This window comes from Rhizobium bangladeshense (assembly GCF_017357245.1).
Classification (GTDB): Bacteria; Pseudomonadota; Alphaproteobacteria; order Rhizobiales; family Rhizobiaceae; genus Rhizobium; species Rhizobium bangladeshense.
This window is the reverse complement of the sequence record NZ_CP071612.1, coordinates 3,957,501-3,969,993: the sequence shown is the minus strand read 5'-3', so window position 1 is coordinate 3,969,993 and position 12,493 is coordinate 3,957,501. Positions and strand designations below refer to the sequence as shown.

General features: G+C 61.3%; 8 protein-coding genes (1 of these 8 running past the window's edge). 6 read left to right on the top strand and 2 right to left on the bottom strand.

What is annotated here, in order from left to right; genetic code table 11:
• Positions 1-22: 22 nt before the first annotated feature.
• On the bottom strand, positions 23-769 hold the full coding sequence (gene ubiG, locus J2J98_RS19100; RefSeq protein WP_207601854.1) for a bifunctional 2-polyprenyl-6-hydroxyphenol methylase/3-demethylubiquinol 3-O-methyltransferase UbiG: 747 nt from the start codon (positions 767-769) through the stop codon (positions 23-25).
• 293 nt (positions 770-1,062) lie between these two features.
• Between ubiG and J2J98_RS19095 the strand changes: the two genes are divergently transcribed.
• The 6 genes from J2J98_RS19095 (at position 1,063) to clpB (ending at position 10,578) form a co-directional block, all read left to right on the top strand.
• A complete protein-coding gene (locus tag J2J98_RS19095) occupies positions 1,063-2,337 on the top strand; it encodes an aspartate kinase (RefSeq protein WP_064710596.1) in 1,275 nt (424 codons plus the stop codon).
• A gap of 89 nt (positions 2,338-2,426) precedes the next feature.
• The gene (gene ptsP, locus J2J98_RS19090) at positions 2,427-4,694 is read left to right on the top strand and encodes a phosphoenolpyruvate--protein phosphotransferase (RefSeq protein ID WP_138396968.1); all 2,268 of its coding nucleotides are present in this window, start codon (positions 2,427-2,429) and stop codon (positions 4,692-4,694) included.
• Positions 4,695-4,722: 28 nt separating this feature from the next.
• Positions 4,723-5,802, top strand: a complete 1,080-nt coding sequence (prfA, locus tag J2J98_RS19085) for a peptide chain release factor 1 (RefSeq protein ID WP_064713719.1) — start codon at positions 4,723-4,725, stop codon at positions 5,800-5,802.
• Entirely contained in the window at positions 5,799-6,659 is an 861-nt protein-coding gene (gene prmC, locus J2J98_RS19080) for a peptide chain release factor N(5)-glutamine methyltransferase (protein ID WP_138396970.1), read from the top strand. The genes prfA and prmC overlap by 4 nt, the downstream gene beginning before the upstream one ends.
• Positions 6,660-7,001: 342 nt before the next feature.
• Positions 7,002-7,724, top strand: a complete 723-nt coding sequence (locus J2J98_RS19075) for a DUF4167 domain-containing protein (RefSeq protein WP_207601853.1) — start codon at positions 7,002-7,004, stop codon at positions 7,722-7,724.
• 253 nt (positions 7,725-7,977) lie between these two features.
• Positions 7,978-10,578, top strand: coding sequence for an ATP-dependent chaperone ClpB (clpB, locus tag J2J98_RS19070; RefSeq protein WP_207601852.1), 2,601 nt, complete (start codon positions 7,978-7,980; stop codon positions 10,576-10,578).
• 56 nt (positions 10,579-10,634) lie between these two features.
• Here clpB and J2J98_RS19065 read toward each other — a convergent pair whose 3' ends face one another.
• A protein-coding gene (locus J2J98_RS19065; protein WP_207601851.1) for a M23 family metallopeptidase crosses the window boundary here: on the bottom strand, positions 10,635-12,493 show its 3' portion. It continues 82 nt past the right edge of the window; 1,859 of the gene's 1,941 nt are visible here — the last part of the coding sequence; its start codon lies off the right edge, out of view; its stop codon occupies positions 10,635-10,637.

Sequence of the window (12,493 nt, the reverse complement as noted above, 5' to 3'; positions counted from 1 at the left end):
AATGTAGCATTGGCTGCCGGAATTATACCGTCCGCTTCGCCAGCAGCATGTAATTCACGTCCATGTCTTTGGACAGGTTCCACTGGTTGGACAGCGGATTGAAGAAGACGCCGGTTCGATCGGTAATCTCAAGGCCGCTTGCCGTGAGCGGCTTTTCCAGCTCTTCCGGGCGCACCAGCTTTTCATATTGATGGGTGCCGCGCGGCAGCCAGCGCAGGATGTTTTCGGCGGCGAAGATGGCGAGCGCCGCCGCCTTCAGCGTGCGGTTGATCGTGGCGATGAAGATCAGGCCGCCGGGGCGGACCATTTTGGCGCAGGTCCTCATGAAGAGCTCGACGTCGGCGACGTGTTCGACCACTTCCATGTTCAAGACGATATCGAAAGTCTCGCCGGCATCGGCGAGTTCCTCGGCAGTGACGGCGCGGTAGTCGACCGAGACGCCGGAACCGTTCGCATGGGTCGAGGCGATGCCGATATTCTTTTCGGAAGGATCGGCGCCGACCACGGTGGCGCCCATGCGGGCAACAGGCTCGGACAACAGGCCGCCGCCGCAACCGATGTCGAGCACGCGCAGACCTTCGAGCGGGCGCGGGCTCTTCCGATCACGGCCGAAATTCTCGCAGGCCTTGTCTCTTATATAGGCGAGGCGGACGGGGTTGAATTTGTGCAGCGGCTTGAACTTGCCGGTCGGGCTCCACCATTCCGCCGCCATCGCCGAGAAGCGGTCCACTTCGCCCTGGTCGATCGTGCTTCTGGCGCTTTCTGTCATCGTCCGCTCCTTCGTTCGTGAGATCTGAAGTCGGACGATCGGTGGCATAAGTCAAGGGGCTGAGATCAGGAGGCGGACGGGTGCGGAACCGCCAGGCAACTGCTTTTATCGCCCACGCTTGCCTCCCCCCGCCAAACTCGCTAAGAGACGCCGCAACTTGAGGCCTTTGGGGGCCTGGGCATTAGAGCGGTTCCAGAATCTGGGATCTGGCTCTTTCACCGAGCGGTCACCCCTGGGCTTCGTTATGCCGGGTCCGGTTTTCCGCTTTCCGGCGCAAGTCGTGGTAGGGGCATATGGCACGCATCGTAATGAAATTCGGCGGCACGTCCGTCGCTGACCTGGACCGCATCAAGAACGTTGCCCGCCATGTGAAACGCGAAGTGGATGCCGGCCACGAGGTGGCGGTGGTCGTCTCTGCAATGTCCGGCAAGACCAATGAACTGGTCGGCTGGGTGCAGGGCATGCCCAAGGTCATCGGCGCCAACTCGCCATTTTACGATGCTCGGGAATATGATTCGGTCGTCGCCTCCGGCGAGCAGGTGACCTCGGGGCTGCTGGCGATCGCATTGCAAGCGATGGATATCAATGCGCGGTCCTGGCAGGGATGGCAGATCCCGATCCGCACGGACAATGCGCATGGTGCGGCCCGGATTCTCGAGATCGACGGTTCCGACATTATCAAGCGGATGGGCGAGGGGCAGGTCGCCGTCATTGCCGGATTCCAGGGGCTGGGGCCGGACAACCGCGTCGCCACCCTCGGACGCGGCGGCTCAGACACGTCGGCCGTCGCCATCGCGGCCGCTGTCAAAGCGGATCGCTGCGATATCTATACCGATGTCGACGGCGTCTACACGACCGATCCGCGCATCGTGCCGCAGGCGCGCAGGCTGAAGAAGATCGCCTTCGAGGAAATGCTTGAGATGGCCTCGCTCGGCGCCAAGGTGCTGCAGGTGCGCTCGGTCGAGCTTGCCATGGTGCACAAGGTGCGCACCTTCGTGCGCTCGTCTTTCGAAGATCCCGATGCTCCGGGCATGGGCGATCTGTTGAACCCGCCCGGAACACTGATTTGTGACGAGGATGAAATCGTGGAACAGGAAGTAGTCACCGGCATCGCCTATGCCAAGGATGAGGCTCAGATCTCGCTTCGCCGTCTTGCCGACCGGCCGGGCGTTTCCGCCGCGATCTTCGGGCCGCTTGCCGAATCCCATATCAATGTCGACATGATCGTCCAGAATATTTCCGAGGACGGGTCGAAGACCGATATGACCTTCACCGTGCCGTCGGGCGACGTGGAGAAGGCGATCAAGGTGCTCGGCGACCATAAGGAGAAGATCGGCTACGATGTCGTGCAGAACGAATCGGGCCTGGTGAAAGTCTCCGTCATCGGTATCGGCATGCGCAGTCATGCCGGCGTTGCCGCGACCGCGTTTCGTGCACTTGCCGAAAAAGGCATCAACATCAAGGCGATCACTACCTCCGAGATCAAGATTTCCATCCTGATCGACGGTCCCTATGCAGAACTCGCTGTCAGGACTTTGCATTCCTGCTACGGTCTGGATAAGAATTGATTCCCAGTGGGCGGCCTGCCCCTTCAGGTTGAGGAGACGAGGGCCGGCCTGCCGGGACTGAGTGCGTTGTTTCGGGAGCTTGAGACGCCATGAGAGACCTTTCCGGCGGTCCGCGCGTGCTGCTCAGGCGGCTGCGCGAGTTGATGGCAGAGCCGCTGGAGCCGCAGGATCGTCTTGACCGAATCGTCCGCCAGATCGCCGGCAATATGGTGGCGGAAGTCTGCTCCGTCTATGTGCTGCGCGCCGACGGCGTGCTTGAACTCTATGCGACCGAAGGCCTCAACCGCGAAGCCGTGCACCTGGCGCAGCTGAAGATGGGGCAGGGCCTCGTCGGCACGATCGCCGCCTCGGCGCAGCCGCTGAACCTTTCCGACGCGCAGTCGCATCCGGCCTTCCGCTACCTGCCGGAGACGGGTGAAGAAATCTACCATTCCTTCCTCGGTGTGCCGATCTTGAGAACCGGGCGCTCGCTCGGCGTTCTCGTCGTGCAGAACAAGGCGAGCCGCAACTATCGCGACGAGGAGGTGGAAGCGCTCGAAACGACAGCGATGGTGCTTGCCGAGATGATCGCCACCGGCGAGCTCAAGAAGATCACCAAACCGGGCCTCGAACTCGACCTGACACGATCAGTGACGATCGACGGCGATACTTACAACGACGGCATAGGCCTCGGCTACGTCGTCTTGCATGAGCCGCGCATCGTCGTCACCAACCTGCTGAACGAAGATGCGGAGAAGGAGATCCGGCGGCTGGCGGAGGCCATGGGCTCGCTGAGGATCTCGATCGACGACATGCTGTCGCGCCGTGACGTGTCGATGGAAGGCGAGCATCGCGAGGTGCTCGAAACCTATCGTATGTTCGCGCACGACCAGGGCTGGGTGCGCAAGCTCGAAGAGGCGATCCGTAACGGCCTGACGGCAGAAGCGGCAGTCGAAAAGGTGCAGAGCGACACCAAGGCGCGGATGATGCGGTTGACCGACCCTTATCTGCGCGAACGCATGCATGACTTCGAGGATCTGGCAAACCGACTGCTCAGGCAGTTGACGGGTTATACAGGCCGGACGACCGCGGAGGGCTTCCCGAACGATGCGGTCATTCTGGCGCGCGCCATGGGGGCGGCCGAGCTGCTCGATTATCCCCGTGCCAATGTGCGCGGACTGGTGCTGGAGGAAGGGGCGGTGACGAGCCATGTGGTGATCGTCGCGCGCGCCATGGGCATTCCCGTCATCGGCCAGGCGGCGGGCGTTGTAGCGCTCGCCGAGAATGGCGATGCCGTGATCATCGACGCCGATGAGGGGCATGTGCATCTCCGGCCGATGGCCGATCATCGGCGCTCCTACGAGGAAAAGGTGCGCTTCCGCGCCAGGCGGCAGGAGCAGTTCCGGGCACTGCGCGCCATCGAGCCGGTTACCAAGGACGGCCAGCGGATCTCGCTGATGATGAATGCCGGTCTGCTGGTCGACCTGCCGCAGCTTTCGGAATCGGGTGCGGAGGGCATCGGTCTCTTCCGCACCGAGCTGCAATTCATGATCGCCTCTACCATGCCGAAGGCGGAAGAGCAGGAGCAGTTCTATCGCAATGTGATCAAGCAGGCGGCGGGCCGCGCTGTCACATTCCGCACACTCGATATCGGCGGCGACAAGGTCGTCCCTTATTTCCGTGGCCACGAGGAGGAAAATCCCGCACTCGGCTGGCGTGCGATCCGGCTGTCGCTCGACAGGCCGGGATTGTTGCGCACCCAACTGCGCGCCCTGCTGAAGGCATCGGCCGATACCGAGCTGAAGCTGATGGTTCCGATGGTGACGGAGGTTTCCGAGCTGAAGATGGTGCGCGAACTCCTGCAGAAGGAAGTGCAGCATCTGTCGCGCTTCGGGCACGGGCTGCCGCGCAAGCTGCAATTCGGAGCGATGCTGGAGGTGCCCGCGCTGCTCTGGCAGCTTGATGAACTGATGGAGGCGGTCGATTTCGTCTCGGTGGGTTCCAACGACCTCTTCCAGTTTTCTATGGCGGTCGATCGCGGCAATGCGCGGGTGTCGGATCGCTTCGATCCACTCGGCAAGCCGTTTTTGCGGATCCTGCGCGATATCGTGCGCGGGGCGGATCGGAACAAGACGCCGGTGACGCTCTGCGGCGAGCTTGCCGGCAAGCCGCTTTCGGCAATGGCGCTACTCGGCATCGGCTTTCGGGCGATCTCGATGTCGCCCGCCTCGATAGGGCCGGTGAAGGCGATGCTGCTTGGGCTTGATGTCGGGGCGCTGGCGAAGGTGATGGACGAAGTGCTCGACGATCATCGCAGCACGGAGCCGATGCGCGAGGTGCTTGCCCGCTTCGCCGAGAGCCACAATATTCCCCTTTAGACAAATATAGCAAGAATCGGAGTGAAGGGTGGCGAAGCTTCCCGTTGAAAAGATGCGCGAGCTGGAACGCCGTTTCGGCGAGATTGAGGCGCGCATGTCGGCTGGTCCAACCGCCGATGTCTATGTGAAGCTCGCATCCGAATATTCCGAGCTACAGCCCGTCGTGACGAAGATCCGCGCCTATGAGAAGTCCGGCGCCGAGCTCGCCGATCTCGAAACGCTGCTCGAGGACAAATCGGTCGATCGCGAGATGCGCGATCTCGCCGAACTCGAACTGCCCGAAGTAAAAGCGCGGATCGAGGCGCTGGAGCAGGAAATGCAGATCCTGCTTCTGCCGAAGGACGCAGCCGACGAAAAGAGCGCGATCCTGGAAATCCGCGCCGGCACCGGCGGCTCGGAAGCTGCGCTTTTTGCCGGCGATCTTTTCCGGATGTACGAGCGTTTTGCCTCGGAAAAGGGCTGGAAGGTGGAAGTGCTCTCGGCAAGCGAGGGTGAGGCCGGCGGCTACAAGGAAATCATCGCGACGATCACAGGCCGGGGCGTCTTCGCCAAGTTGAAATTCGAATCCGGCGTGCACCGCGTGCAGCGCGTGCCGGAGACCGAAGCGGGCGGGCGCATCCATACCTCGGCCGCCACAGTGGCAGTGCTGCCGGAAGCCGAGGAGATCGACATCGAAATCCGGCCGGAAGATATCCGCATCGATACGATGCGCTCTTCGGGCGCCGGCGGTCAGCACGTCAATACGACGGACTCGGCGGTGCGCATCACCCATCTGCCGACCGGCATCGTCGTCACCAGCTCGGAAAAATCACAGCATCAGAACCGCGCCAAGGCGATGCAGGTCTTGCGCTCCAGGCTCTACGATGCCGAGCGGCAACGGGCCGACAGCGAGCGCTCGGCCGATCGCAAGAGCCAGGTTGGCTCCGGCGATCGTTCGGAACGCATCCGTACCTATAATTTCCCGCAGGGACGGGTAACCGACCACCGCATCAATCTGACGCTTTACAAGCTCGACCGGATGATGGAAGGCGAGATCGAGGAGGTCGTCGATGCATTGATGGCCGATTACCAGGCAAGCCAGCTGGCGCAGCTCGGCGAGCAACAATGAGCGCGACGGTTGCCGATATGCTTGCTGAAGCGCGCCGTCGTTTCACAGAGGCGGGCATCGTCGATGCGGCAACCAATGCGCGACTGCTTGTCGCAGGCCTTTTGAAACAGTCGTCGACCGAGCTGTTGACGCGATCGGCCGAGAAGCTTTCACCTGAGCAGATCGAAGTGATTTTTAAGGCGATGGAACGGCGGCTTGACCATGAGCCTGTGCATCGCATTCTTGGCGAGCGGGAATTTTACGGCCTGCCGCTTTGCCTATCGGCGGAGACGCTGGAGCCGCGGCCGGATACGGAAATCCTGGTCGATACGGTGCTTCCCTATCTCCAGGACCTTGCAAAGATCCACGATCATCTCCATATTCTGGACATAGGAACCGGGACCGGGGCGATCTGCCTTGCGCTTCTGAGCGAGTGTTCCGATGCGTCAGGTGTCGGCAGCGACATATCGGCGGATGCCCTAGGCACGGCAAGATCAAACGCGGAAAGAAACGGGTTGCAGGATCGCTTTCAGGCCATACAGTCGAGATGGTTCGACAACATCCATGGCTCCTTTCACGCGATTGTCTCAAATCCGCCCTATATTGCCTCCAAGGTCATTCACGATCTCGCTCCCGAAGTGACGAAATTTGATCCGGTTGCAGCGCTGGATGGCGGCCCGGATGGGCTTGACGCCTACAAAGCCATAGCCAAGGATGCGGCAAGGTTCATGAGGCCCGATGGGGTTCTCGGACTGGAAATCGGCTACGATCAGCGAAACGATGTGACGGCGATCTTCGAAGCGAAAGGCTTCAGGTGCCTCAAATCCGTGAAAGATTATGGCCAGAACGACAGGGCGCTCGTGTTCGCGCTCGCGTAAACGGCGATAATTGCGGCATTGAACGGGACATTATTGTTATTGCGAAGAAAAGGCTTGGATTTCCCAGGGAAGCAATATAGGTTGCGGACACGTGTTGGGCAGATAGGAATGAACGAGATTCGTTCGGTACTTGGTTTGCCTCGGGGGTCCGCTCTTTTAACGAGAGTTTCAACGGTTGAACACGACCCAACGCGTGAATCAGTCAAACTGACTTGAGAACCAAGCGGCAGGTCGGCGCAGAGGCGCAGTATGCTCGCGGCACAAAGGTCCTGACCCGGTTTTCCGGTCATGGCGGTTGGTGCCATGTATCCATCACAAACAGAGAATTCAGGTGAACGATCTATGAGGCCAGGACAGCAAAACAAGCGCGGTCGAGGGCGTGGTAACAACAATAACAACGGCGGCGGCGGAAATAATAACAACAATTTTAACCGCAAGGGCGGCAATCCGCTGACTCGGACCTATGACAGCTCCGGTCCCGATGTGAAGATTCGCGGTACCGCACAGCATATCGCCGAGAAATATGCGCAGCTTGCCCGTGATGCCCAGAGCTCTGGCGACCGCGTGATGGCCGAGAACTATCTTCAGCACGCCGAACATTACAATCGCATCATCGCCAGCGCTCAGGCGCAGATGCAGGAGCGGTTCCAGCGCGACGACCGCGGCGACTTCAATGACCGCGACTCGGCGGATCGCGATAGCGACGACATTGATAACAACGAAAATGACGGCGATGATGTCGCTGTCGTCCAGCCGCCGCAGAGCAGGCAGCACCAACCGCAGGCACAGCCGCAGCCGGTTCCCGCCGCCGCGGCGCCTGCCCAGGCACCCCAGCCCGAAGTCATCGACGGAACCGGGCCCCAGCCGGAGATCGAGGGTATTCCCGCCGAGGTCGCCATGGACGAGGAAGGCTCCGCCGCTCAGCCGCGCGAACGGCAACCCCGCCGCCGCAGCGCCGGCAATCGTCCCCGCCGGCCGCGTCGGGGCGCAGAGGGCGATGCAGCCAGCGAGGGCGAGAGCACTTCCGCCGAGGCGCCTGTGTTGGCGGACGTCGCATCGGAATAAGAGATATCGGTCCTCGCTTCAGGAAAAGCCGAGGGCTCAGGTCATCTACTCGAATTTGCTTGAAAATCCCCGGCCTTCCGCCGGGGATTTTCATTTTCCGGGCTCTTTAAACTCTTCGGGCCGGGTACCATATTCTCCTCGAACTGCTTCGCCCAAATCCCAAATGGGTCAAGCGCGGCCTGCCTTTTCAGGGGGTCGATCTCAATCATCGGTCTGCGCCTCGTAAGGGCAGGGCGATCAATGGAGGTAGAATATGAATATCGAGAAATATTCCGAGCGGGTGCGCGGTTTCATCCAGTCGGCCCAGACTTACGCGCTGGCGCAGGGCCATCAGCAATTTTCACCCGAACATGTGCTCAAAGTCCTGCTCGATGACGATCAAGGCATGGCGGCGTCGCTGATCGAGCGTGCCGGCGGCGATGCCAAGGCTGCTCGCCTTGCCAATGACGCGGCTCTTGCCAAGATGCCGAAGATATCGGGCGGCAACGGCAACATCTATCTGGCGCAACCGCTCGCCAAGGTGCTTTCGACCGCCGAAGAGGCGGCCAAGAAAGCTGGCGACAGTTTTGTCACGGTCGAACGTCTGCTGCAGGCGCTGGCGATCGAATCCTCGGCCTCTACCTATTCGACGCTGAAGAATGCAGGTGTAACAGCCCAGGGTCTCAACCAGGTCATCAACGATATCCGCAAGGGACGGACGGCAGATTCGGCCAGTGCCGAGCAGGGCTTCGATTCACTTAAGAAATTCGCCCGCGACCTCACCGGTGAAGCCCGGGAGGGCAAGCTCGATCCGGTGATCGGCCGCGACGACGAGATCCGCCGCACCATCCAGGTCCTGTCGCGCCGCACCAAGAACAATCCGGTGCTGATCGGAGAGCCGGGCGTCGGCAAAACGGCGATTGTCGAAGGTCTGGCTCTGCGTATCGTCAACGGCGACGTGCCGGAATCGCTCAAGGACAAGAAGCTGATGGCGCTCGACATGGGCGCGCTGATTGCGGGTGCGAAATATCGCGGCGAATTCGAAGAGCGGCTGAAGGCTGTTCTCAACGAAGTCCAGGCGGAAAACGGCGAGATCATTCTGTTCATCGACGAGATGCACACGCTGGTCGGCGCCGGTAAAGCCGATGGAGCGATGGATGCCTCCAACCTTCTAAAGCCTGCGCTTGCGCGCGGCGAGCTGCATTGCGTCGGCGCCACCACGCTCGACGAATATCGTAAACATGTCGAGAAGGATCCGGCCCTTGCCCGCCGCTTCCAGCCTGTCGTCGTCGACGAGCCGACGGTGGAAGATACGATCTCGATCCTGCGTGGCCTCAAGGAGAAATACGAGCAGCATCACAAGGTGCGCATCGCTGATGCGGCGTTGGTCGCGGCCGCGACGCTGTCCAATCGCTATATCACGGATCGCTTCCTTCCCGACAAGGCGATCGATCTGATGGATGAGGCGGCAGCGCGGCTGCGCATGCAGGTGGACTCCAAGCCGGAAGAGCTCGACGAACTCGACCGTCGCATCATTCAGATGAAGATCGAGCGCGAGGCGCTGAAGAAGGAAAATGACGTGGCTTCCGCCGACCGGCTGAAGCGGCTGGAGACCGAACTCACCGCGCTCGAAGAGGAGGCCGATGCGCTGACGGCCCGCTGGCAGGCGGAAAAGCAGAAGCTCGGCCTCGCCGCCGATCTCAAGAAGCAGCTCGACGATGCCCGCAACGAGCTGGCGATCGCCCAGCGCAAGGGTGAATTCCAGCGCGCCGGTGAGCTGACCTACGGCGTCATTCCGGATCTCGAAAAGCAGCTGGTCGAAGCCGAGAAGCAGGACGGCGAGCGCGGGGCGATGGTGCAGGAGGTGGTCAGCCCCGACAATATCGCCCATGTCGTTTCCCGGTGGACCGGCATTCCGGTCGACAAGATGCTGGAAGGCGAACGCGACAAGCTGCTTCGGATGGAAGACGAGCTGGCGAAATCGGTGATCGGCCAGGGCGATGCGGTTCAGGCCGTGTCGCGGGCGGTGCGGCGCGCGCGTGCCGGCCTGCAGGACCCGAACCGGCCGATCGGCTCGTTCATCTTCCTCGGCCCGACCGGCGTCGGCAAGACGGAGCTTACCAAGGCTCTCGCCCGCTTCCTCTTCGATGACGAGACGGCGATGGTGCGCATGGACATGTCGGAATACATGGAGAAACACTCCGTCGCCCGGCTGATCGGCGCGCCTCCCGGCTATGTCGGCTACGATGAAGGCGGAACGCTGACGGAAGCCGTGCGCCGCAGGCCGTATCAAGTCGTGCTGTTCGACGAGATCGAGAAGGCGCATCCCGACGTCTTCAACATCCTGCTGCAGGTGCTTGACGACGGACGCCTGACGGACGGCCAGGGGCGGACGGTCGACTTCCGCAATACGATGATCATCATGACCTCGAACCTCGGAGCCGAATATCTGACGCAGCTTAGGGACGGCGATGACAGTGACACCGTTCGCGAGCAGGTGATGGACGTCGTGCGCGGGCATTTCCGGCCGGAATTCCTGAACCGCATCGATGAGATCATCCTCTTCCACCGCCTAAAACGCGAGGAGATGGGTGCAATCGTCGACATTCAGCTGAAGCGGTTGGTAGCATTGCTGTCCGAACGCAAGATCGTCATCGATCTCGACGAGGAAGCCCGCCATTGGCTGGCGAATAAGGGGTACGATCCGATTTACGGCGCAAGGCCGCTGAAGCGGGTGATCCAGAAGTTCGTGCAGGACCCGCTGGCCGAGCAGATCCTGTCGGGCCAGGTGCCGGACGGATCGACTGTCAAGGTGACCAACGGTTCGGACCGGCTCCAGTTCAGCACGCGGCAGACGGTGAGCGCAGCGGCTTAATCTATTTTGTCGAGGAATGGGAAATGGCGGCTTCGGCCGCCATTTTCGTTTACAGACTACTTGCTCGCCACCTGATCCGGCGTCTGGTTGTTCAGCAGCGTATCGATACGCTTTCGCTCGTCTTCGAATTTCGCCAGCGCCTGGCCCTGCAGCGATTTTCCGCCGGGGAGTCGGATGCGCAACGGATCGACCTTGGTGCCGTTGACGATCAGCTCGTAATGCAGGTGCGGGCCGGTGGATTCACCCGTCGTGCCGACCCAGCCGATCACTTGGCCCTGACGTATTTTCGCGCCGGGAACGACGCCCTTGGCGATGGCGCTCTGGTGATTGTAGGAGGATTCATAGCCGTTGGCATGGCGGATGATCGTCTGGTTGCCATATCCGCCGGAATCCCAGCCGGCTTTTTCGACCGTGCCGTTGCCGGCGGCGATGATCGCCGTGCCGCGGGGGGCTGCCCAATCGACGCCGGTATGCATTCGGGCGAAACCGAGGATCGGGTGGCGGCGCATGCCGAAGCCCGACTTGAAAATGCCGTTCGGGACCGGATTGCGCAGCAGGAACTGGCGGATGCTCTTGCCGTTCTCGTCAAAATAATCGACCGTGCCGTCGTCGGGATCCTGGAAGCGATAGAAGCGCGTCTGCGTATCGCCGAAACGGGCATTGACGTAGAGCAGTTCGGAATCTTCCGTCGCCTGGCCGGTGCTGTCGGCGACGGAGAAGAATGCCTCCAGCTTATCGGTCGGTCTCAACTGCGCCTGGAAATCGACATTGCTTGCGAGCAGCTTGATGATCAGCGCGGTCATATCCTTGGTCATGCCGTAGGAAAGGGCGGCGCGATAGATGCCGTCATAGACGCGCGGGAGGTTCTGTCCGGGCGGCGGAGCGAAGGTATTGTCGTCGAAGGCCGTAGCGATGGCGTCCAGCATCGGCGGCTCGCTGCCGGGCACATACTTGCCCTTGTCGTCGAGAGCCACGGTGACCAGATGGCGTGTTCCGCGATAAACGCTGGCCCGGATGATCTTTGCCTGTTCACCCTTCTGGATGATGCCGATACGCAGCACGTCGCCTTCTTCGAGATCGCTGGTTCCCAGCTGCTGGGCGATGAAGCCGGCAATTCCGTCGGCATATTGCTGCGGATAGCCTGAATCAGTCAGCGCCTTGGCGATCGGTGCATCGACGCGCACCGGGAGGATATCATCCGCGAATTCCTCGGTCTGCGGCGTGATCGATTCCGATGCCGAGACCGTCATATTCTGCTCGAGCACGCGGGCGGACAGGCCGGCGGTCAGATCAACATCGGCTTCCTCGTTAGAGAAACGCCGTGGATCGACGTAGTAGAGAGCCGCGAGCTGCGTGTTGCCGTCGGTCAGCACGGAGCCGTTGGAGCGGACGTTTTCTTCGACCTCCTCGAGCGAAAGGCCAGAGGCCATCTTCATGCCGGGCTTGCCGGTCGGGAAGGGAATGGTCTTCAGGCTGACTTCGGATTCGACATCGGAGCCATAAATTGCGCCGGTGCGGCTCTGCGGAGCGGGCTGAGGTTCGTCGGCGGAAAAGATCGCCAGAGGATCGAAATCCGGGTAGTCTTCGGTCGCCACATGGTTAGCGGCCAGCGTCATCTTCACATGCGCGAACGGCTGGCGGCGCACGACCTCCTTCTCGCCGTCATGGACGACGGTCGAAACTTCCATGATCGCCCGGTCGGAAGGTTTTGCAGCGATGGCGGGCGCGATCAGCCTGCCGCCACGGACCACCGTCGTATCCACATGCGCCTCTGCGGCAGCACTCGCATAGGCCTCGGCAGGAATCGCCAGCTGCTGGCGGCCGTCGAGGGCGGCAAAAAGGGCGACGCCCATCAGGACAGAGGATGTGATACCGGTGAGGAACGTGCCCGAGAGCCAGCGCAACGAAACTTCGC